The 23,071-nt window shown below is 60.2% G+C and carries 18 protein-coding genes and 1 pseudogene; 11 read left to right on the top strand and 8 right to left on the bottom strand.

Features of this window, described 5'->3' with window-relative positions:
- Positions 1-7: 7 nt before the first annotated feature.
- Positions 8-1,162: a cobalamin biosynthesis protein CobW gene (gene cobW / locus SJQ66_RS04160; protein WP_024904411.1), complete on the bottom strand. Its 1,155-nt coding sequence runs from the start codon at positions 1,160-1,162 to the stop codon at positions 8-10.
- Positions 1,163-1,332: 170 nt separating this feature from the next.
- Positions 1,333-2,322 (bottom strand): TlpA disulfide reductase family protein, encoded by a 990-nt coding sequence (locus SJQ66_RS04155; protein WP_024904412.1) that lies wholly within the window; start codon positions 2,320-2,322, stop codon positions 1,333-1,335.
- A 227-nt stretch (positions 2,323-2,549) separates the two neighbouring features.
- Between SJQ66_RS04155 and SJQ66_RS04150 the strand changes: the two genes are divergently transcribed.
- Positions 2,550-3,218 (top strand): winged helix-turn-helix domain-containing protein, encoded by a 669-nt coding sequence (locus tag SJQ66_RS04150; RefSeq protein ID WP_024904413.1) that lies wholly within the window; start codon positions 2,550-2,552, stop codon positions 3,216-3,218.
- Positions 3,219-3,238: 20 nt separating this feature from the next.
- Here SJQ66_RS04150 and SJQ66_RS04145 read toward each other — a convergent pair whose 3' ends face one another.
- Positions 3,239-3,589, bottom strand: a complete 351-nt coding sequence (locus SJQ66_RS04145; protein WP_024904414.1) for a hypothetical protein — start codon at positions 3,587-3,589, stop codon at positions 3,239-3,241.
- Between the two features lie 330 nt (positions 3,590-3,919).
- Here SJQ66_RS04145 and SJQ66_RS04140 point away from each other — a divergent pair, with 330 nt between their 5' ends.
- The 8 genes and pseudogenes from SJQ66_RS04140 to nadA all read left to right on the top strand — a co-directional run bounded on the left by SJQ66_RS04140 (position 3,920) and on the right by nadA (position 11,833).
- Positions 3,920-4,474, top strand: coding sequence for a cobalamin biosynthesis protein (locus SJQ66_RS04140; protein ID WP_096335591.1), 555 nt, complete (start codon positions 3,920-3,922; stop codon positions 4,472-4,474).
- A 177-nt stretch (positions 4,475-4,651) separates the two neighbouring features.
- Positions 4,652-5,356, top strand: coding sequence for a cob(I)yrinic acid a,c-diamide adenosyltransferase (gene cobO / locus SJQ66_RS04135; protein WP_024904416.1), 705 nt, complete (start codon positions 4,652-4,654; stop codon positions 5,354-5,356).
- Positions 5,356-6,861 (top strand): cobyrinic acid a,c-diamide synthase CobB, encoded by a 1,506-nt coding sequence (locus SJQ66_RS04130; protein ID WP_253464655.1) that lies wholly within the window; start codon positions 5,356-5,358, stop codon positions 6,859-6,861. The genes cobO and SJQ66_RS04130 overlap by 1 nt, the downstream gene beginning before the upstream one ends.
- Positions 6,825-7,031, top strand: a pseudogene (locus tag SJQ66_RS04125) (DUF1289 domain-containing protein); the annotation flags it as partial. The gene SJQ66_RS04130 and the pseudogene SJQ66_RS04125, both read left to right, overlap by 37 nt.
- 633 nt (positions 7,032-7,664) lie before the next feature.
- Positions 7,665-8,222, top strand: coding sequence for a DUF2844 domain-containing protein (locus tag SJQ66_RS04120; RefSeq protein WP_253464658.1), 558 nt, complete (start codon positions 7,665-7,667; stop codon positions 8,220-8,222).
- Between the two features lie 37 nt (positions 8,223-8,259).
- Positions 8,260-9,513 carry a DUF3443 family protein gene (locus tag SJQ66_RS04115; protein ID WP_024904419.1) on the top strand — a complete coding sequence of 418 codons (1,254 nt, stop codon included), beginning with the start codon at positions 8,260-8,262 and terminating at the stop codon, positions 9,511-9,513.
- Between the two features lie 253 nt (positions 9,514-9,766).
- Entirely contained in the window at positions 9,767-10,432 is a 666-nt protein-coding gene (locus SJQ66_RS04110; RefSeq protein WP_024904420.1) for a PepSY-associated TM helix domain-containing protein, read from the top strand.
- A gap of 195 nt (positions 10,433-10,627) precedes the next feature.
- The gene (gene nadA, locus SJQ66_RS04105) at positions 10,628-11,833 is read left to right on the top strand and encodes a quinolinate synthase NadA (protein WP_081765036.1); all 1,206 of its coding nucleotides are present in this window, start codon (positions 10,628-10,630) and stop codon (positions 11,831-11,833) included.
- 5 nt (positions 11,834-11,838) lie between these two features.
- On the opposite strand, the gene nadB is transcribed toward nadA, so the two are convergent.
- Positions 11,839-13,716 (bottom strand): L-aspartate oxidase, encoded by a 1,878-nt coding sequence (gene nadB / locus SJQ66_RS04100; protein WP_320533687.1) that lies wholly within the window; start codon positions 13,714-13,716, stop codon positions 11,839-11,841.
- Between the two features lie 194 nt (positions 13,717-13,910).
- Here nadB and SJQ66_RS04095 point away from each other — a divergent pair, with 194 nt between their 5' ends.
- A complete protein-coding gene (locus SJQ66_RS04095; protein WP_157685101.1) occupies positions 13,911-15,461 on the top strand; it encodes an MFS transporter in 1,551 nt (516 codons plus the stop codon).
- On the opposite strand, the gene SJQ66_RS04090 is transcribed toward SJQ66_RS04095, so the two are convergent.
- Genes SJQ66_RS04090 through SJQ66_RS04080 form a run of 3 tightly spaced genes read right to left on the bottom strand, consistent with a single transcriptional unit; the run spans position 15,458 to position 20,433 of the window.
- The gene (locus SJQ66_RS04090) at positions 15,458-17,059 is read right to left on the bottom strand and encodes a TolC family protein (RefSeq protein WP_036011157.1); all 1,602 of its coding nucleotides are present in this window, start codon (positions 17,057-17,059) and stop codon (positions 15,458-15,460) included. The two genes, SJQ66_RS04095 and SJQ66_RS04090, sit on opposite strands and share 4 nt — an antisense overlap.
- A 30-nt stretch (positions 17,060-17,089) precedes the next feature.
- A complete protein-coding gene (locus SJQ66_RS04085; protein WP_320533686.1) occupies positions 17,090-19,222 on the bottom strand; it encodes an ABC transporter permease in 2,133 nt (710 codons plus the stop codon).
- Positions 19,223-19,248: 26 nt separating this feature from the next.
- The gene (locus tag SJQ66_RS04080) at positions 19,249-20,433 is read right to left on the bottom strand and encodes an efflux RND transporter periplasmic adaptor subunit (RefSeq protein ID WP_052738217.1); all 1,185 of its coding nucleotides are present in this window, start codon (positions 20,431-20,433) and stop codon (positions 19,249-19,251) included.
- Between the two features lie 434 nt (positions 20,434-20,867).
- Here SJQ66_RS04080 and gndA point away from each other — a divergent pair, with 434 nt between their 5' ends.
- Complete coding sequence (gndA, locus tag SJQ66_RS04075) at positions 20,868-22,277, top strand: NADP-dependent phosphogluconate dehydrogenase (RefSeq protein WP_024904427.1); 1,410 nt, start codon at positions 20,868-20,870, stop codon at positions 22,275-22,277.
- Positions 22,278-22,499: 222 nt separating this feature from the next.
- Here gndA and SJQ66_RS04070 read toward each other — a convergent pair whose 3' ends face one another.
- Positions 22,500-22,979 (bottom strand): hypothetical protein, encoded by a 480-nt coding sequence (locus SJQ66_RS04070; protein ID WP_051504585.1) that lies wholly within the window; start codon positions 22,977-22,979, stop codon positions 22,500-22,502.
- Positions 22,980-23,071: the final 92 nt, after the last annotated feature.

Below are 23,071 nucleotides of genomic sequence, written 5' to 3'. Positions count from 1 at the left end.
GGCGCGCTCAGGCGAGCGCGCCGGCAGCCGGTGCCGTTGCCTCCCCAGAACCGCTGAACGTTCGCAGAGCCGCATCAAAAGTCCGCTGCAACGCAGGCCCGTCCAGATCTTCACCGATCAACACGAAGCGACTCCGCATGGCGCCGTCCGCCATCATCAATGACTCGCGCTCGGCGGCCGTCCACCGCCGGTCAAAATATCCGTCGAAACGGCGTCCGACGCCCTGCACGACCAGACGCATCGCCGCCCCAGGCAGCGCGGCAAAACCCTTAACGCGGTAGATCGTATGCGCGGACACCATTGCATCGAGTGCCTGCATCAGTTCCGCGCGGCCGGCCACTGACGCCTCGACGACAACGGAATCGAATGCGTCATGATCGTGATCGTGGTGATCCGGGTCGTCCGCGCCATGGTGGTCATGCCGCAGATGGATACTTTCCTCCGATGCCGCTTCGAGCCCCAGGAGCGCGTGCAGATCCAGTTTACCCATCGACGCGGGGACGATCTTGACATGCGGCGGAATCTCGCCCCGAATCAGCGCTTCCACCTTGTCACGATCGGCGGGATCGAGGATATCGATCTTGTTCAGGATGACGAGGTCAGCTGCCGAGAGCTGGTCTTCGAACAGTTCATGCAGCGGCGATTCATGATCCAGATTCGGGTCCGCGCGACGCTGCGCATCCACTGCCGCCGGATTGGCCGCGAACTGGCCGCTCGCGGCCGCGGGGCCGTCGACAACCGTAATGACCGCGTCAACGGTGAAACTATTTTTGATCGATGGCCAATTGAACGCCTGCACCAGCGGCTTCGGCAAAGCCAGGCCGCTCGTTTCAATCAGCACATGGTCGATCTGGTCGCGGCGCTCCACCAATGCCTCCATGACCGGGAAAAAGGCCTCCTGGACCGTGCAGCACAGGCAGCCATTGGCGAGTTCATAGAGTTCTCCGGCACGCTCCGCCCCCACGTTACCATCGGCATCGATGTCGCAACCGATACCGCAGCCCTTCAGGATGTCGCCATCAATGCCCATTTCGCCAAATTCATTGACGATCACCGCAATCCGCTTGCCTTGGGCATGCTGCAAGATATGACGCAGCAACGTGGTCTTGCCGCTGCCGAGGAAACCGGTAACGACGGTAACGGGAATCTTGCGCAACTGCATGCTGGCGCTCCTGGGCGGCGGACCGCGAAATGCGCACCGGCTGCCGGCACGCCAAAAAGAAAACGCCGGCGCCGAGTATCCTCGCGCCGGCCACGCGTGCAGTCTAGGCCCGACCCATTGCCCCGTCAAGACCGCACGCCCGGTGCCTGGGCCCGGTCGTCCTCGCGGGACTATTGCAACTGATCCAGGGTCGCGCGCAAAGCGGGCTCGGACAACTCACCAAAATGCACCGCCGCAAAACGGCCATTTGCGTGAAAGAACAGTGTGGTGGGCACGACACTACTACGATAATGCTCCCCGAGACGGGCATCATGGTCCATCAGGACGTTGTCCAGGACCAGATGGGTGGACGCCAGATACGCGCGCACCCGTTCCACCGTCTCGCCCTGATTGGCGAAAACGATGTGGATGCCGGGATACGCGGCCTGCACACGGGCCAGCGCCGGCATTTCGCGACGACATGGCCCGCACCACGTGGCCCATAAATTGACCACCGTTGGTTGTCGTGGCGCGCCATGGAGCGGCACGGCCATCAATGCTGCGTCCTGCGCGTCCGCGAAGGTCCAATTCGGCAATGCTGGCCGGCTGGCGGCACCGGCGTGCAGCGCCGCGCCGGCACCACACCAGGCAATGATCGCCGCACACACCGTCGCGGCCAATGGTGCCCGCAAGCTCGCCCGACGCCATCCGGCCGCAACCAGAACGAGCGAGCCGCAAAGCAATCCCGTGACCACGGACATGCCGCCGTCACGCACATCGAGCATCGCCCCGATCGCGTGCCATACGTCGGCCGCCGCGAACGAACGCGCGACGTCTCCCACGTCGCCGCTACCGTCAGGAATATACGCCGCCCAGTGCCGAGCAACATAGACTACCCGTGCGGCAACGCCCCCCAGAATCAGCGCCCACCATAAGGGCGGCTCGACATGTGTATGCTTGCGCCGCGCGAACAGGGTTGCAAGGACCATGCAGAGGCAAGCCGCCGCGATCCATTGCAGAAGGGTCGCCGTCACGGGAATGCCAAGAACGACAAAGGACGCTTCAGGGGCAAAGATCGATGAGACCTGCCGGATTAACATTGAGACAAATTCGGACACGATGCCTTCGGCATGCAACGATCCAGCGCCTGAAGCGGCGCCTGAGAGTATGGGGTCAGACATGGCACGACATGGTTTCCCAGACTGACAACATAAAGGTAAATCGGCGGACCTGACAAAGCGGTTGCCGCATGCGCCGGTCGGCGTTACGATATTTTGCACGGCTGCCGATTATAGCGCTGCGGCGAGCAAGCAGGCGGCACGGGCAAACACCATCACATGCAGGCGCAATCGTCCACTTGCGACCGGTCCCAATGCGCGTTTAATGCAAAGTCGATAGGATCAGGCACATGAAAATCCTTATCATCGATGCGGATCGAACGACGGCATGGGGCCTGCGTGATGCACTGACGCAGGCAGGTCATACAGTCGATACATGTGTTGATGGCAGGACAGGCCGGCATGACGCCGTCGAAACGCAACATGATCTTCTGGTGATCGCCACCGCGCTGCCGGATATTAGCGGTCTCGCGCTGATGCGCGAGATACAGCAGCGCCGGCCCACGCCGACGCTGATGCTGAGCGATCGCGACAACCTTTCCGAGCGACTGGATGCCTTGCACGAAGGCGCGGACGATATCATTCACAAGCCGTTTGCGCTTGCCGAAGCCGTAGCGCGGGTGAATGCCATCCTGCGTCGTGGTCCGATACGAGCACCCACGCGGTTGCAGGTTGCGGACCTGCAGTTGGATTTGACGCAACGCAAGGCGCAGCGGCGTGCGCACCAGATATTGCTGACAGCGAAAGAGTTTTCGTTGCTGTGGTTGCTGATGCGCCGCGCCTCCCAGGTGCTTACGCGCACGACGATTCTCGCACACGTATGGGACACCGAGTTCGATAGCGATGCCAATGTCGTCGATGCGGCAATTCGCCGCTTACGCGCCAAGATCGATCTCCCTGGCATTCCATGCCTGATTCATACGGTGCGGGGCATGGGCTACGTCCTGGAACCGCGGTAACGCCCCGGCGTCGCACACGCTTACGGACAGCCGTTCTCGTAACCCGGTACCGGCGCGCCGTAGTTACCGGGGATGGGGCGTCCCGCACGCCGACTGCGGGTGGATTGGATACTTTCTCGCGTTGGCGGGTAGTTTGCATCGCCAGCGTCATTCTGCAGCGTGCCGTTGCACCAATCCCGGATCAGATTGCTGCGCCGATCATCGAGCGTCATCGCGCTTTTCTGATGCTGGCCCGTGTGTGCGCTGATGTGTTTCGCCGAGCGTATCGCGGTGGCCGTTTCGTGCGTTGCCGCGCGCGCTGCCGGTAGACTGCCAAGGCTGCTCAATGCCAAGCCGACAAACACAACCATCGATAATTGCTTCGCTGTCATATCATTCTCCCGAACGCGGTTGCAAGCCGTGAGATGCGGGAAGAGCGGCCTGCCCTCAAGCGGCAGGTCAACGCGCGAGTCGAAATCGATCGGCAGTCGGTATGGGCATTCGCCCGGTTGCTCTCCCTGATCCTACGGTGTTATCGCCTGCCCATGGGCCAGGCTTGCTTGCAGTTTGCCTACAACACGGCGCGTAAACGTGACCGGGAGATGACGAACAGGTCATCGAATATGAGACCATCAGGCATTCGGGCAGTTGCACGTGTAACGCCCGGTCGACGAAACGCCCTATCCATATAGCCTCCCGGTGTTGCTGATTGATTAAGGGCCATGACTGCCCCTCTCCAGAAGATGGTTTTACCGAATCCGCATTCAGACCAATCGCCGCTTTCCATGTCGTCGCCCGAACAAAGTCGACGCGGCGTGGACGCAAGTGAGGGTGGTGGGCGATGGGTCGTGGGCATCGGCTGTCGTCGTGGTGTTTCGGCCGATGCCATTGAAGGTGCCGTGCGGGAAGCCATGGCACGCCTCCAGCCATCGCTGGCGCAGACGGATTTGACCGTGCGCTGTCTCGCATCAATCGACGCAAAGTGCAATGAAGCCGGCTTGCTTGCATTCGCCGCAAGGCATGCACTGCCACTGCGGTTCTTTTCAGTGGCATCTCTGCTTGCACGCGACAGCGCCTTGTCTGTCAGGGACGAGGGGCTGCCTCCGCCGATTCCGACCTCCGTCGCGCACCGGCATGTCGGCCTCGACAACATCTGTGAGCGCGCGGCCCGCGCAGCCTGCCCCGAGGGGATTCTGGCACTACGAAAGTCGGTGTTCGGCAGCGTCACGGTCGCGGTCGTTGACTGCGGCGTCACTGGTGCATCGCACCCTCGCTGACGTGCCATGCGAGAAACACCAATTTGCGCCGGCAGCAATCTGGATGGTCTGTGGTATCGTCGGAGCCCAGTCGCCGCGCCACGGCGCGGCGGCCGTCGCGGTACCGCGATATCGCACACACCTTTATCCTGGATCCGACGCGCCCACTTGTCGCCTGTCTTTCGACCATACCTAACGATGTCCGAGCCCACCCTCCCCCAACCGTCCCCGTCATCCGAATCGAATGACGTCGTGCCTGTAGAAGGCGCGGCGGGCCTGTCAACCGCCCCGACGGTCAATGGAACCGAAAACGAGGACGCGCATCTGCGCATGGCACAACGCCGCAAGGCCGGTTTCGACAAGAAACAGGCCGCCGCCACGCGCGAGAAAGGACTTTTGATCGTCAACACCGGCAACGGCAAAGGTAAAAGCACGGCCGCATTTGGCATGGGATTGCGGATCATCGGTCATGGCATGCGCCTGGGCGTCGTTCAGTTTATTAAAGGCGCATTGCATACCGCGGAGCGGGATCTTTTGCAGGCCTATGCGGAATGTGAATTTGTTACCGTAGGGCACGGCTATACGTGGGATACGCAGAATCGCGACGAAGACATTGCCACCGCGCGCGCAGGCTGGGACGTCGCGCGTCGGATGATCGAGAGTGGCGCGTTCCAGATGGTGATTCTCGATGAGCTGAATACGGTTTTGAAGTACGACTACTTGCCATTGAACGACGTCCTGTCCGTCCTGCAGTCCCGGCCGGAGATGCTGCACGTCGTCGTCACGGGGCGGCATGCCGCCGACGCCTTGATCGAGGCTGCCGATCTGGTCACCGAGATGCGGATTGTCAAACATCCTTACCGCGAACAAGGTGTGAAGGCGCAACGCGGCGTGGAATTCTGATGGGAACGTCCTCACCACGCCAGCCTGGTGCGGCTTCGTGCCCGGCATTGTTCATCGGCGCCCCGGCGTCAAACCAGGGTAAGACCACCGTTACCGCGGCGCTTGCCCGCTGGCATACGCGCCAAGGCAGGCGCGTACGCGTGTTCAAGACCGGTCCGGATTTTCTTGACCCGATGATTCTGGCACGGGCCTCGGGCGCGCCGGTCTGGTCGCTTCATCTATGGATGGTCGGCGAAGAGGCTTGCCGCACAATCCTTGCCGATGCGGCGCGGGAAGCCGACCTCATTCTGATCGAAGGGGTCATGGGACTGTTCGATGGACAGCCAAGCGGCGCGGACCTCGCAGAGCGCTTCGGCGTGCCGGTGCTCGCGGTAATCGACGCGCAAGCCATGGCGCACACGTTCGGGGCGCTGGCGTTTGGCCTTGCACGCTACAGGCCGACGCTCCCGTTTCATGGGGTACTGGCGAACCGCGTGGCCACCCTTACTCACGCCGCCAGCCTGAAAGCGAGTCTCTCAGACGATATTCACTGGTGTGGGCATCTACCGCCCGATGCCGCGATAACGTTGCCGGATCGGCACCTTGGGCTCACCCAGGCTCAGGAGATCGCGGATCTCGATAGTCGCCTCGATGCCGCGGCCGACGGATTGGCCCAGGCCTTGACGCAACTGGGTGTGGCACACGCAGGCCAGCAGGCCGATGGCGGTGCGAATACGCCGCCCGTCGTGAATAGCGCTACTCCCGGAGACGACCACGCCGCCCGGGATCGGGCGATGTGCGCGATTTTGCCGACAGCGGCCATCTTCCGCGATCCCGTGACCGATTCCGGCGGCACGGTGGCCTCACGCGCGGCCAGCGATCATGTCGGGCGGACGCTGCACAATGATGCTTCACACCATCCCCTTGCGGGCAAGTGCATCGCCATTGCCCGTGATCCCGCGTTTTCCTTCCTCTACCCGGCCAATCTCGCACTGCTGCTGGCGTTGGGCGCACGCATCGCGACGTTTTCGCCCATCGCTGACGAGCCCGTGCCGGCCGATGCGGATGCCTTGGTGCTTCCGGGCGGTTATCCTGAATTGCATGCTGCGGCGCTTGCCCGTGCACGACGCACGGCGGCGTCCATTCGAGCCCATGTTGCCGCCCGCCTTCCGACCCTCGCGGAGTGTGGTGGCATGCTCTACCTGATGGACGGCTTGACCGATATCGAAGGACAGCGTTGGCCGATGCTCGGCGCCTTGCCCGGCGAGTCGATAATGCAGCCCAAACTGGCGGCACTCGGCATGCATCTACTCGAAACCCCGCAGGGGGAAGTACGGGGGCACACCTTCCATTACTCCCGTTCGACCACCTCGCTCGCACCAAGCAGCGTCACCCGCCACGCCACACGGCACACGCCGGGCGAGGCGGTTTATCGCCACCAAGCCATTACCGCCACTTACTTTCATGCTTACTGGCCATCGAACCCCAAATGGCTGGTGGCAACGCTTACCGATCCGACGTTATGACTTTAGAAAATACCAGCGATCTATGCTCGGAAAATCATCCATATCTTTTGAAAAAAATTCAGATGGCCTTATCAACCACGCCAGCAGGTTCACCATGTATCAATATTTGCAAACTTGATGAAGTCACACGTACGTATTGCACGGGATGTCGCCGTTCACGGGCAGAAATAAAAGCATGGAAAACCCTCGATGACAGCGAAAAATATCAAATACTGCGTCGCATCGCACGGGAAATGCCAATTTGAGCATGCATTTTTCGATATTTTCATTATATCGACGAAGGCTCACGGAACATTAAGATATGACGAATACCTGATGATGCATGCTTTCTAGCGCAACAATCGTCTTTCATCGGTATTTTCCATATCTTTCGCCTGACATCCCAGCAAAATACCCAATCAATTATTTCGGATTACTACGGACGTATGTATTTTAAAATGCGTACGTTTGTATATTATAAAAATCATAGTTATCAGACATAAAAACAACGTCAAACTGTTGTTTTAATCGAGAGATTAGCCTGAATTGACTATACCGTTCAAACGATCGTGTAAGATTTCAATCCATGCACGGATGAAAAACAAACGGTAGTAACTAACCGAGAGGCATCTGGTGCGGGTGGGGAATTCACGGAAATTCGTCGCATTAATACGTAAGATGTATGCAAAAGCGGGCGGATTTTTAAATTAATCGGAACAGCTTGGTTCCACGCTTGTTTTTAAAGAAAAATGCCTCGTCAATATAGTAATTCTTACCAACGCCCGCCACTCGCCGGATGTCGCGCAACGAAAGCGGAGTTCATTGTGCAGGGTGATGCAACGCGCGGTCCGTCCGCGGTTCTCTCCTCGCTGGCCGCATTGATGGTTGCCATGCTTCTGATGTGGTCTGCAATGCCGGCACATGCAACATTGGGCGGCAACGCTTCATCGGTTACGCTGGACCACATCGCTTTAGGTGGGAACATGACGGCGGCGCAGCCTCGTGCCGCCGCTGTTGTCCACGCCGTCAGCACGGGCAGCGGTACGACCGTGTCGACTACGCAGACGCAATACACGGTGACGACGATCACGACGGAACTGGGCACGACCATCAACGAATATCAATCGACGAACGGTGTCGTGTTTGCCGTTACATGGTCCGGACCTGCCGTGCCGAACCTCGGTCAGTTGCTGGGCACGCATGCGGCCAATATGCGTAACGGCGCTGCCGCCAACGCAGCAGCGGGCAACACCCACGGTCCAATGGCCATGGATAACGGCGACCTGGTCGTATTTTCTGGCGGAATGATGCAGGCATATCGTGGCCTGGCCTACCTGAAGAGCGCGTTGCCGCCGGGCTTCACTACCGCAAATCTGCGCTGACCGGCGATATCCGCTCGACGCAATCTCGGAACAGATCATGACGTTTTTTTCTCGGACCCGCTGGGCCCTGGCCGCTGCTTTGTCCGCGTGTTTGCTCAGCGCCTGCGGTGGCGGTGGCGGTGGTAGTACCACAGGCAGCAGCGCAAATACGGTCGGCGCAAATAACGCGACAACGTCCACGACAGCGCTGGCCGCAAACGCGGTAGCAGTGACGGTCGGCCCTTCGCTCGCCGGTAATACATTCCGCAATATTCCCACGATCAGCGTGACGGTGTGCGCAACCGGCACCGCGAATTGTCAGACCATCGACAACATTCTGGTCGATACCGGTTCGGTCGGGCTGCGTCTGATCTCGTCCGCTGTCAGTGTTACATTGCCGACCACCGCGGCGCCCTCTGGTGCGACGCTGGCCGAGTGCGTGAATTTTGCCTCGGGCTATGGCTGGGGCACCGTGCGCACTGCCGATGTGACGATTGGTGGCAAAAGCGCATCGGCAATGCGCCTCCACTTGATGCACGACAGCAGCATTCCGTCCGCGCCGAGCAGTTGCGTCAATGCGCTGACGGGCTATGAAGTGGACACGGTCGCCCGTTTCGGCGCGAACGGTGTACTCGGCATCGGCCAATTGCCGCAAGATTGTGGGACAGGTTGCGCCTCGAGCACGTCGAATCACGTCTATTACGGTTGTGCGTTAGGTGTGTGTTCCGACATCACCTTGCCCGTTGCGCAACAACTACCGCATCCGGTGACCCAGTTTGCGGCCGATAACAATGGCACCGTGCTGCAACTACCCGCCATTGCGAGCGGAGGCCAAAGCAGCGCGACGGGCCTGTTGATCTTCGGCATCGGCACCGCAAGCAATAACACCTTGGGATCAGCCACGATCCTGAAAACAAACGGGCTGACATTCAACGGCCAATATAACGGCAGCGCGATCACGTCGTTTCTAGACAGCGGTTCGAACGGTATCTATTTCCCGAGTAACATTACGCAATGCTCGCAGAGCGGCTTCAGCACGTTCTACTGCCCGAGCGCATCGATGACCCAGTCCGCCACGCTGACCGGATCGGATAATGCGACGTCCGCAGCCATTTCCTTTGTCGTCGACAACACCGTGACAACCTTTCAGGCCAACAACGGCGGCAACAATGCCCTGCCCGGTCTGGCCGGTTATCCTAGCGGCATGAGCGATCTCGACCTGGGCCTGCCGTTTTTTTATGGCCGCAGCGTGTTCACGGCAATCTCGGGCGTGTCTACACCAGGGGGCGCCGGCCCGTTCGTGGCGTTCTGATCACCTGCGGCACCGAACGCGCTACCGTGTGTCGCCATTCCCGGATATTGACGCGCACTGCCTTGGGGAATCGATGTGTGCGTTCAAATCGATATCGCGATGCGCCGCATATCCCTGACTCAGCCAATGACCGAGGCGTATTACGCTGAAAAAATCGGTACTGTCGCGACGTCTCAAATGCACTTGAGAATCATTGCTAATTAAAGAAATTGCTAGTACATTACGCGCACCTGACATCCCTGATTTTCATCAGATGCAAACCGTCACCGCCGCACCGCCGGCACGCACCGTCTCGAAGGGATTCGCCCGCAACCGCTTCTTGAAATGGTTGCGGCGTATTCATGGTTGGATTGGCCTCTGGGGCGCGATTGCGGGGCTACTGTTCGGCATGACTGGCATCTTGCAAAATCATCGGGCGGTGATGCGTATCCCAATGCCGCCCCCCACGCGCTCCAGCGTTCAACTCCCGGTGCCGTCCGAGGCGCGGGGTACGCCGCAGGCGCTGGCGGCGTGGCTGCGTCAGTCGCTGCAACTCAACCATGCGCCCGTGCGGACTGTAAAGGAAAAGGCCCAGGCCGTGGCATGGGGCGACCGGACCGTACAGCAACCCGAACATTGGCAGATCCGTTTCGCCGGTCCTGATCACCTGATCGACGCAGACTATTGGGCCGGTTCATCCGAGGTCAAGGTCACGCGGGTGGAACACAACATCATTGGTGTCATCGAGAATCTGCATCGAAGCAACGGCATGTCGCCTGCATGGATACTGCTCGCCGATACGTTCGGTGGTGCAATGATCATGCTCTCGATTACCGGTGTAATCCTCTGGTCCGAATTGAACAAGCGCCGCCTGATCGGTTTTACGATCTTCTCTGCTTCCACGATTGCCATCCTTTCCGCGGCAGCGTCCTCGTTCTAGGCAAACGATCCTTTCCATGGAAGCTGCTCGTCCCACTCGGGCGCGTGGCGCTGCCTTACTTCACGGGCGCCCCTCGCTCCGGCTCCCTCGCATCGACCCGGTTTTCCGCTAGAATCGCTCCTTTGATTGCAAGCCCCAAGACTTGCAACGCGCTTTCGGTCCGACAATCCGTGTCGGATGCGCCAAGGAGACGGCATGACGACCTCGGTCATCGCGGATACGCAAAATCCATCCCAGTCAGGTTTGATTGGTGCTTACGCGCCGGCAACACCGGAAAGTCGCCCGATTACATTCGACCGCCCCGATGCCCGCAATGTCAGTTGCAGCATCGGCCAAGCCTGGGCCAAGGTATTGCCCGAGTCGTCGCCGGAAGAAAAGATCGCGCTGAAAGCCCGGATCAAGGCATTGCTGGCGCGGGAGAATGCGGTGCTCGTGTCGCACTATTATGTCGACCCCGAGTTGCAGGCCCTCGCCGAGGAAACCGGTGGTTGCGTCGCCGATTCACTTGAAATGGCGCGCTTCGGGCGTGATCACCCGGCGCAGACACTGGTGGTCGCCGGCGTTCGTTTCATGGGTGAAACCAGCAAGATTCTGAGTCCAGGCAAACGTATCCTGATGCCTGACCTCGATGCCACGTGTTCCCTGGATCTTGGCTGCCCCAGCGATGCATTCACGGCCTTCTGCGATGCGCATCCGGATCGGACCGTCGTCGTGTATGCCAATACCAGTGCTGCCGTGAAAGCCCGTGCCGACTGGATGGTGACGTCATCGATCGGGCTCGATATCGTCCGTGAATTACATGCCCGTGGGGAAAAGATCCTTTGGGCGCCGGATCGACACCTCGGAGGGTATATTCAGCAGCAAACCGGCGCCGATATGTTGTTGTGGCAGGGCGCTTGTTTGGTGCATGACGAATTCAAGGGCGCGGAACTGATCGACCTGCGCGCACGGCATCCGGAAGCAAAGGTGCTCGTCCATCCAGAATCGCCTGCAAGCGTCGTCGCGCAGGCCGACGTGGTGGGATCGACCTCGCAGCTGATCGACGCGGCCGTGAAGCTGGATGCATCGACATTCATCGTGGCGACCGACCTCGGCATCCTGCACAAGATGCGGCAGGCAGCACCCAACAAGACCTTTATCGATGCCCCTACCGCGGGGAACAGCGCCACTTGCAAGAGCTGCGCGCATTGTCCCTGGATGGCGATGAACGGTCTGTCAAACCTTGCGGACGCCTTGGAACACGGCCATGGCGAGGTGCATGTGGACAGCCTGATCGCCGAGAAGGCGCAACGGCCCATCAATCGGATGCTCGATTTCGCGGCAGCCCGCAAGCAGCGCGTACAGGCCAGCGGCGATCTTGAGAAAGATCAACCGCTGTTCGACAAAATCGGTGCTGCCTGATCAATTCAGGCACATGGGCTCGTCAAGACCGTCGGTAAACCCTTCGGCCAGGTGTGCGGGGCGTCGAAACGATAATGCGCACCGCGGCTTTCGGCGCGTTGCAACGCGCCGTCGACGATCAATCCCGCAATGTGCAGCAAGTTACGGAGGTCGATCCAGGCCGCCGTAAGCGCCAAGGGTACACGTTCCGCGCATTCGCCCCTCGCTCGTACCTGCCGCCGCTGGATATCCGTTACCGTGCCCGCATTACCAATGGCCGCTCGCCATGCCGCGATTTGCCTTTGCGCGGCCATCAAGCTGTCTCCATCGCGCTGAATGCCGGCAGCTTGCCACATGAGCGCACGCAAGGCGGTGCGCACGACAGCCGGGTCACACGCGGCCGATGGGGCACCCACGACGGCACCGGCAAACCTACCACTAGCCTGGATCGCCGGGTGCGTCGCGATGGCATCCGGCAAACTTTCAATATCACCTGGGTCGGGCGATGGCGCCGGAAACGACGATGACATGGTCGCGGCCGCATCCGTTCCTCGGACGGTCTTCTCCATTAACCCATCGGCTTGCAACGCCGCCGCCGCGTTACGACCAATTACAACGCATTCCAGCAGCGAGTTACTTGCAAGCCGGTTTGCACCATGCAAACCGGTGCAACCGGCTTCGCCAACAACAAACAACCCGGCGAGATCCGTTCGTCCGGCGATGTCCGTCACCACGCCGCCACACGTATAGTGCGCTGCCGGGACAACCGGAATCGGCGCTCGTCGAATATCGATGCCACGTGTCAGGCAATGCGCGAGAATCGTCGGAAAGTGCGCTTCCAGAAAATCGGCAGGCCGGTGGCTGATATCCAGATGCACGTAATCCAGGCCATGCTGCAGCATTTCTCTGGTGATCGCTCGCGCCACGATATCGCGCGGTGCCAGTTCGGCGCGTGCATCCAGCGCCGGCATGAAGCGATAACCATCGTGTGGCCGTGTGAGAATGCCCCCTTCTCCGCGCACCGCTTCCGAAATAAGGAACGTCCATTCGCGCTGCGCTGCGACCTTGTGGAGACCGCCTTCAGTGCTTGTCGAGCCTTTCTCCCCAGGCGGCTCGTAGAGGCACGTAGGATGGAACTGAACGAATTCGAGATTGGCGATTCGACAGCCGGCACGCGCGGCCATCGCGATACCGTCGCCGGTCGCGGTCACGGGATTCGACGTGTGCGGATAGACCTGCCCAGCCCCACCGGTTGCAATCACCACCGCTTGCGCCTGCAGCATATGACAATGGCCACTGCGTAGATCGAGCACCGCGACGCCGGTACATCGGCGCGTTGCCGTCGCGCTGACGATCAGGTCGATGGCCTGATGCTCCTCTAGAAAATCGATGCGGGCATGCGCGCGTGCCCGAGCGTGAACCGCACTGAGCACGGCATGACCAGTAGCATCCGCCGCATGGATAATGCGCCGGTGCGAGTGCCCTCCCTCACGCGTCAGGTGATAACCCAGCTGCGCATCCTGATCCGGCGTGAATGCGACGTCTTGCGCGATCAGCCAGTCGATCGCCCCCCGGCCCGCGGCGACGATGGCGCGAACCGCCGGTTCATCGCAGACGCCCGCACCGGCGACCAAGGTATCGCGAACGTGATCGTCAATACTGTCCGTTGTATCGAGGACCGCGGCGATTCCGCCCTGGGCGCGATCGCTCGCACATTCCATGGCATGTCGCTTCGCCAGTATCGTGACCCGGCAATGTGGATCTTGCTCAACCACGCTCAACGCGACGGTCAACCCGGCCAGCCCCGCGCCCACAATCACTATCGGCGCGCCTTCCCTGGCCGATCGCCCGCTCCCGCCTGCCTGCAACGCGACTTGCGCCGCCCCCTTCCCGCTGTTTTTCATCCGTCATCCTCCCGCGGCCACACGCGACCTGCTTGCCCCGATTCAGCGTCGCATTATGCCGCCATTCATTGCCCTTCGTGTCGAACGCAACGGGCAGACCACGCGACAAGGCAACTTTCGCGGGAAACCCTGACGTCGGACAGGTGACGTGGCAAAATAGATGTCTGACAAATTTGTACGTTTGCCGTAGGTTCATGTCCGACGACCGCATATCAGGCGCATCGGCTGCTCACGCTTCGTCGGGCACGCCTTCGCAGGCCAACGGTATTTCCTCCTGCCCTGTCGCGCCCGACGTAGCGGGGCCCGCCACGGTACGGGCCGCCACGGGCGCTCCTAAGCCCAAGGCGGGCTGGAAAAGCGAAAACATACCACCTGACGCCGACGTTGCCAGACAGCAGTCCACCTTGACACCCGAAAAACGGAAGGCCATGGGTGCCTTGATGACCGGACTGGGGTTGGCTTGCCTGGACACGGCCATCGCCAATACCGCATTGCCATCGATGGCACGCGACCTGCACGTGATGCCGGCGGAATCGGTCTGGATCATCAATGCCTATCAATTGGCAATGGTCTCGACGATGCTGCCACTTGCGGCCCTTGCGGACAAACTTGGACTGAAGCGCGTTTTTCTGTCTGGATTGGTGATCTTCACGGTTGCCTCGCTGTGCTGCGCGATTTCCCCATCGCTCGGCGCACTTACTCTATCGCGCATCGTTCAAGGACTAGGCGGTGGCGCGATGATGACGGTGAACATCGCATTGATCCGCTTCATTTACCCACCGCATCGTCTCGGACGCGGGGTTGGACTGAACGCGCTGGTCGCCGGCTCGTCGATGGCGATCGGACCGACGGTCGCCTCGCTGGTCCTGTCGGTCAGCAACTGGCCTTGGTTATTTGCACTGAATGTACCGATTGGCCTGGCCGCCGTCGCGCTTGCCGTGCCGTATTTGCCGAAACCCCCGCCTCGCAGCGTTCATTTCGATCCTGTCGCGGCGGTCATGAACGGAGTCGGTTTCGGCGCGATCGTTTTCGCTTTTATCGAATTTTCTCAGCAAGCATCGTTGCTGGTCGTGCTGGCATCCGCGGCGATTGGTATTACGTCAATGATGTTACTGATCAAGCGTGAAGCAGACCATCCAGCACCGATGTTCCCGACCGACCTTTTCCGCCGCCCGGTCTTCTCCCTGTCGGCCGCCACGGCGCTATGCGCTTTCTCCGTACAAGGACTCGCGTTCGTTTCCTTGCCGTTCTATTTTGAGACGACCCTGGGCCGCGATCAAATCCAGACGGGCTTTCTCATGACGCCTTGGTCCGTCTGCGTAGCCGCCATCGCCCCTTTCGCCGGCCGGCTATCCGATCGTTTGCCACCCGCCATTCTTGGCGGCATCGGCTTGATCGTGATGAGTGTGTCGATGATGTCGCTGGTATGGATGCCAACGGATGTCTCGTCGATCGGCATCGGCATCCGGATGGCCTGCTGTGGTATCGGCTTCGGTTTTTTTCAGTCGCCAAACCTGAAGGCATTCATGTCGAGCGCGCCGCCGGAACGGGCCAGCAGCGCAAGCGGCGTGGTGGGCACATCGCGCTTGCTCGGGCAATCCTCGGGCTCCGCCCTTGTAGCGCTAAGCTTCGGTCTGTCCGGACACCATGGCCCGCTGTTGTCCATCGTCTGGGGCGCCGTGTTCGCGTTGGTGGGGGGTATTGCCAGTGGCTTGCGCATGGTATCAAAACCGGATCGACGTTAAGCGTCCGTACCGAGCGCCTGAAACACGTGCATGACGCTGATAGCATGGTCTCGGCGTGCAGCGAGTAAGTCGATGGCGACACGAGCCTGCTGCTCGCGTTTGGACAACCACTCCGCGGCTGCGATCTCGCCTGCCCGATATCGTTGCTCGGCAAGCTGTTCGGCGCGGACCATGTCCGCCAGACGATCCCGCTGCAAGTCCACTTGTGCAAGGGCCCGTTGTCGTCCCACCAACGCATCGGCAACGTCGCCAAGCGCGGTCTGCCATTGCTTCAGGTAACGCGTTTCCGCCACCGCGTACTGTGCCTCGGCTTCCGCCGTCCGGTGCCGCTGCCCGGGGTTCAAGAACGGCAAGCGGATCGCAGCAGCCAGCATCGCCATCGGTGCGTTAACCAAGGACAGCAAGCTCGGGCTTGCCGCATTCAGTCCCGCGGTCAATTCGAGACGCGGATACCAATCTTTCCGAACCGCGGCGGCTTCGGCGGCAAAGGCGGACAGCACCGAGGCTTCGGCGCGAATATCGGCACGACATTGCAATTGGGCCGCATCCAGCTTGCCCGGAACGTCCGGCAGCCGGTGAGGCAGTCCGGCAACGAAAGATCCTGCGGTGGCGGGGAGATGTGTGTCGTGCGCAAATCGATAATCCGTCGGCAATCCCCTAGGACGTTGCGTGATCGGATCGACCGCAGCGTCGGAACCTGGTGCCTCTCCGGTCAGACGCGCCAATTCCAGCGCCGTCGCGGCCAAGTGAGCGTCGATGGCCACGCTTTCGAGACGCACGGCGTCCCGTTCCGCACTGGCCTCGCGATAGTCATCGAGACGGGCATCGCCGTAACGATAGCGCGCACGCATGATGTCCACGCGGGTATCGACACTATTCTGCACCACTTGGAACGCCAAGCGCTTTTCCGTAAGATACGCGACGGTCCAATATGCCGTCGTGACCGATGCAATGACACGTCGGCGCGCGTCTGCGACGTGAAATTGCGCTGCCGCTTGCTGTAATTCGGCCGCGCGTTGCCTATCGCGTAATCGCCCCCATACATCGAGGTCCTGAGAAAAAGACAACCGACCGTAAAAACCCGAAGCGCGCCGTTCACCCAATCGCTCGTCGGCGCCCGTCATCCTCCGATGGTCCGCCTCGACCGCGGCGTGGCCTTGTGGCCCGCGCATCGTACCGGCAACGCGGCTCCGCGCTTGCGCCTCCTGCAACAACGCCGTTTTTTCCCTTATTTCGAGGTTACCTTGCAATGCCCTGTCGATTGCCGCATCCAGTCCCGGGTCGCCAATGATGTCGCGCCACGCGAGCTGGGCAGGAAGCGTTCCGCACGCAACGGCGTCGGGTGAAGCCAATTCATCGGGCACGGCAAGCGTCAGGGTCGGCACGGCGGAAGGCACCGAAGCGAAAATCGCATCAACGGAAACCGCTGCGGCGACGGACGGCAGGTCGGCGACCGCTACGGCGCCCCCCCTTCGATCCGACGCTGCCGTCGCACTACCGCCGCTGATCAACAGAAGCGACATCCCTCCTTGCAGCAAGGCGCCTCGCCAATGACCTCGATACGTCTGGCCACTGCCCGGCCTCTGCAAATGCTTCATCTTATTTCCTTCGCACGCATCGGCGAGATCTCAGCCGTGTGTCAGTGCTGCAATAGGGTCCATCCTCGCGGCTTGGCGCGCGGGCAGCAAACCAAAGGTAATGCCGATGACGATCGATCCCAAACAAGCACCGATCAAAGACGTCGCAGTAGGCTGCAGTGGCAAACTGGGTGCTGCCCATGGCATGATCGATGCGACCGCCAGCGACAACCCGACGCCGGCCACTCCGCCGATCAGGCAAATCAGCAGCGCTTCCAATAAGAATTGACGGGCAATGTCCGCGCGCGCGGCGCCGACAGCAAGTCGAATGCCGATTTCCGCCACCCGTTCACGTACGGCAACCAGCATCATGTTCATCACGCCGATGCCACCAATGCTCAAGGCGATGGCGGCCGATACCAGCATCACGATGCCCATCGTGCGCGCCGTGCGCTTTTGGATTTCGATGTATTTGGTGAATGACATCAGATGGAAGTCCTTGCGCCGATGGCGGGCAAGCAACGTCGCCGAAATCGCCGCTTCCGCCGCATCCACAGACACGCCGGGCCGTAGACTGAGCCGCAGGAAATCCGCATGCCAGCGCCCGTTCAAGCGCCCTTGCACTGCCGTTATCGGCATGTAAAGTTCCAGGCCATTGCCGGGGATGCCATTGTCCTCGTCCTCGAGTATGCCGATGATTGTGACGGGTACTTTTGCCACGAGGATACGCTGGCCGATGGCCGGCCCCCCCTGCGGAAACAAGGTCTGGTAACCCTGCGCGTCGATGACGGCGACGGCGGATTGCTTCGAGATGGCACCACTGCCAAACATTCGCCCGTCGCGGAAGCGCCGTACACTGGCATCGAAATAATCCGCGTCGACCCCATACACGGTTGCGTCAATCTTGGTCGCTCCGCGTACGACCTCCCCCGAAAATGTGGACATCGCCGACACGCCAACCACGTCCGGCAGCAGGCGAAGTGCGTCCGCATCGTTTTTCGTCAGCGTTTCGATGGCGGTCCTACGGCTATCCGAGGCGCTGGCACCTGGCATCACGTAGGTCGCATCGACACCGTAGCTGCGAATTTCCTCCAATTGCTTGTTGCGGGCGCCGGCACCCACGGCCAACATCAGCACGACGGCGGCGATCCCCATCATCACGCTGATGATCATCAGCAATGTGCGCATACGATGACGCCACAAAATCCGCCATGCGGCGGCGAGATGTTCTCCCGCCCGATCGAGACGACGCGTTCGATGCCGTGGTGCGTGACGGGCTTTCGACCGCCAGGGGCAGGCGACGCCGCGCTCCGGCAGGGCCGTCTCCGGACGTTCGATCACGGCATGATAGTGCGGATTCACGCAATCCGAGACAATCCGGCCGTCGCGCATCGTGATAATCCGCTGTGCTGCCTCGGCGACTTCCTGGGAGTGGGTAACGACGATCACCGTACGCCCCTGTGCATGGAGGCGGCGCAAGAGGGCCAATACGTCACGGCCGCTCGCGCTGTCCAAGGCACCTGTTGGTTCATCGGCCAGGATGACATCAGCGCCGTTCATCAAGGCACGCGCCAGACTGACCCGCTGTTGCTGGCCACCGGACAATGCGGCCGGGAGGTGTGCCGCGTGTTCCCCCAATCCGACCGCCGTTAGCAACGTTGCCGCCTGCTTGCGGCGCGCGGTGCGGTGGGCGCGTCCGTCGCCCTGATAACTTGCGGGCAAGGCCACATTGTCCGCAGCGTCAAGGTAGTCGAGCAGATGATAACGCTGAAAAATGAAGCCGAACGTGTCGCGCCGCAATCCGCCCATTTGCCGAGGCGTCATTTCGGCGACGTCGTATGTGCGATCGTCGCGCGAGGGCGTGCCGTTCGTGAATGGCGCATCCGTATCGATATCGCGGAACCGCTTGCGCTTCAGACAGTCCGCTCCTTGCTCCGGCGTACGAGATGGAGACGGGTCACGTGCCGCCGATCGCCCCTCGACGAGACGGGCATCGACGCGATACACGCCGCCGGTCGGCCGGTCCAGGCACCCGAGCAAATGCATCAACGTAGACTTGCCTGAGCCCGACGGCCCGACGATCGCAAGCCACTCACCCGCATGCACCGTCAATGTGATGTCCCGCAGCACTGTCGCCGCGGGCGCACTGTCGCTTTTAGGATAGTGCTTGGAGACGTCGGACATCCTAAGCAACGGACGACCGGGCAGCATCAACGCGTTACTCCATTTGCAGATTGTGTGGAAAGCGCCGCGCTACCGTTTCCGACTGCTTGCCGATCCTGCGCGCCGATGATGACTTCAGCCGTCATCATCGGCCGCAGTCGGCCATCAGCGTTATCAACGTCGAACAAAGCGCGGTAATAAATTGCTTTTGCCGTGTCCGCTTTCTGTATTGCGTCCGGATCAATGCGCCGCAGCGTGCTATGCCATTGTTGATCGGCATCCGCCAGAATGGAAAATGACACTTTTTGCCCTGCATGGATATGCGGTACATCCGCCTCCGCCACCCGCGCCTCAACCGTCATGGTTCGAAGATTCGCGACTTCGAGCACAACCTGTGCCGTTTGCGCGCCAACCACCATTTGGCCTTCCTTGATCAGTATTCTGACGACAGTGCCGTCGATCGGGGCCCGCAAGCGCGTCTGTTCGAGATTTTTCAGCGCAACCCGGTGCGCCATCTGCGCAACCCGGACGGCTGCCCGGCCACCATCCACGCGCGCAAGGGCTCGGGCCAGATCGGCTTCCGCCCTTTCATACTCTCGGCGCGCCATCGCATCATTCAGTATCAGCATCTTGGCGCGTGACTTTTGTCGTTGTGCCAGCGTCAGGTCCGCCTGCGCCGCGTGCAGTTCAGCTTGCACCTGCTCGACCGCGGCAGCCTTGCCTTCGACATCGTTTTGGGTGAGATCCGGATCGATTTCGGCGAGAAGCTGCCCTTTCGTTACCGCGTCACCAGGTTCGACGAACAGCGAACGCAACTGCCCGGTCTGCTGCGTGCCGACTTCCACCGACTTGCTGGGCAGGATGATCCCGGTGGCGCGAATCGGCCCCACGTCGACGCTGCCCGCCGCGTGCTCGGCCTGTGCGGTGGATAACGTTCCAATGCCGCCTCCCGGTCCGGTCGATGAGTTACCACCGTATTCCAATGCCTTTCCGGACGACCACAACCATCCGATTATCAATGCTCCCATCAGCGCGAATGCCGGTATCAGCCAGGCGGCGATTCGGATTGCCCTCCGTCGGTTGGCGAAAGGCACCACGGTGACGTCATCGTTTGCACCGCGGCTATCGCCGTCCCCGGACTGACCATCACCTGTCTCTGCCGCACCGGATTTCGCCGGACCCTTTTCGCCGTCTGGTCGCACATATTCTCCAAGGTCGCGGTCAGGTTCCACCGATCGTCTCGACTGCCGCCGCGATCGACCGTGTACCACGGATCGTGGCACGGGCTCACGGCTCGCTGAGCGGTACTATAGGAACGCGTGCGCGAGAACGCCATCAGACGCATCCGAATCTGACTGGTCACCATGAACCCAATCCGGTTTCAGAGCACCGCTCGGCTGGAAGTGCGTATCTGAAGTAAACTACTGTTAAGACTTGGCGAATCATTTCCGCTGCTTGTGTGTGTTCGTCGTCGATTCACGCCACCGGCGGTCTTGGCGCGACATACGCCGCTGGTGGGGCGCATGCAACGGCGCTCGGCACACTATCGGGAATGCAGTGCACGCCGCATCACATTCGGCGTTTTTAGATTTTAGAGATACTTGGTGCTGTAATAGGCGACCCGGTATAACCCATTTTTGGCAATATCGCTCCCTGGGAGAGGAAGATGAGCAAACAATCCATCGGTGTAGTCGGTCTAGCGGTAATGGGCCGCAATCTGGCGCTGAACATCGAAAGCCGTGGACACGCGGTCTCGGTGTACAACCGCAGCCGGGAAAAGACCGATGAACTGATCAAGGAATATCCGGATCGCAAGCTGGTACCTGCCTACTCCCTGGAAGAATTCGTCGAGTCCCTGGAAAAGCCGCGCCGTATCTTGCTGATGGTCAAAGCCGGCGCGGGTACCGATGCCACGATCGACTCGCTTCGCCCCTTGCTGGAACCAGGCGATATCCTTATCGACGGCGGTAACACCCACTTCACCGACACCATTCGTCGCAACGAAACGTTGGCGAAATCGGGGCTGCACTTCATCGGCACCGGCGTATCGGGTGGCGAAGAAGGCGCTTTGAAAGGTCCGTCGATCATGCCGGGGGGACAACGCGAGGCATATGATCTGGTTGCCCCGATTTTGACCGAAATCTCCGCAAAGGCGCCAAATGGCGACCCGTGCGTTGCCTATATGGGTCCGAACGGTGCCGGCCATTTCGTCAAAATGGTCCATAACGGCATCGAATATGGCGACATGCAGTTGATCGCCGAAAGCTACTGGGTACTCAAACAAGTGGTCGGCCTGTCGAACGAGGAATTGGGCAAGGTGTATGTCGAGTGGAATCAGGGCGAGTTGGACAGCTACCTGATCGACATCACAACAAAGATCTTCCAGAAGAAAGACGACGAAACCGGCAACTATCTTGTGGACATGATTCTGGACCGTGCCGCGCAAAAAGGCACCGGAAAATGGACAAGCCAAAATGCGCTTGACCTGGGCGCACCGCTCCCGCTTATCACCGAAGCGGTCTTCGCGCGCGTGTTGTCGTCTCTGAAGACCGAGCGCGTCGCGGCGGCAAAGACATTGACTGGCCCTGCCAAGAAACCGCTATCGAGCGACAAGACGGCTTTTATCGAATCCGTGCGCCGCGCGCTGTACCTGAGCAAGATCGTCTCCTATGCGCAAGGTTTCGCGCAATTGCGTGCTGCCTCCGATGAATACAAGTGGGATCTGGATTACGGCACCATCGCCAAGATCTTCCGCGCGGGTTGCATTATTCGCGCACGCTTCCTACAAAAAATCACGGACGCCTATACGCACGATGGCAAGCTGGCGAATTTGCTATTGGACCCGTATTTCAAAGACATCGCCGACCAGTATCAGCAAGCGCTGCGAGACGTCGTGTCCACCGCCGTGCAGGCAGGCGTGCCGGTTCCAGCCTTCGCATCGGCCATTGCTTACTACGACGGTTATCGCTCTGAGACCGTCCCGGCGAACCTCGTGCAGGCGCAGCGGGATTTCTTCGGGGCGCATACGTTTGAACGAACCGATAAGCCAGGCAGCTTCCACGCCGAGTGGGCATAAGTATCTGCTTAAGGATATGCTGTTGGCTTGAAAGCAGTGTCGGCGGCCGGCTTGTCCCGGCCGTTTCGTTCACATACCCTTCTCAATGACAATTTGAACACCCATCGTCATCCACGCCATATCTCAGTTCAAGTAACCATCGCGGCCAGGTAGCCACGCGCAAGACACCCAACCGAAGTAATACGTCAAAAATGGGTTATGCGCTCGCCATGAGCGCCACGATCATACCCAGCCCCCCGTTGCGATAAGGACCAGCCGTTTATGACACTTTATGTCCTCGTCCAGATCGTCGATTCGCGTACCTAACCGGGTCTCGACACCATCCATTCGAGCGCCTAATTTCGTCTCGACCGTATCAATGCGCTTGCCTACCTTTGATTCGACCGTATCAATGTGTTCGCTTAACCTTGACTCGACCGAATCAATTCGTCCGCTTAACCTTGACTCGACCGTATTGATCTGATTTTCCAGTCGTATATTGCTTTCATCCAGTTTTTTGGATAAATGCTCCTGGCCTGCAACAAGGCATTCAATATCCCTCTGCATCCCTGATAGTCGTGTACCGATGGAAAAACTGAAATCGCGGATGACTTGCATTAATTGGACTGAAGAGGGATTGCCGGACCCGAGCGCTTCTGCATTCCCATCGCTCTTATCGGCTATTCTGTGCTGCTTCAGGATGTTCCTTGCTTGATTCCGCACGTCCTCCCCCTTCGCAATGTCAGCCGTCGTCGTTCATTACGTATCACCGTCAGCGTAACATTGCCCTCGTATTGCATGGCGCGTTTCAGGGC

Source organism: Robbsia andropogonis (assembly GCF_034047095.1).
In the GTDB taxonomy this organism is placed as follows: Bacteria; Pseudomonadota; Gammaproteobacteria; order Burkholderiales; family Burkholderiaceae; genus Robbsia; species Robbsia andropogonis.
Note: the sequence above shows the minus strand (reverse complement) of the source record. Positions and strands in the feature narration are given on the sequence as shown.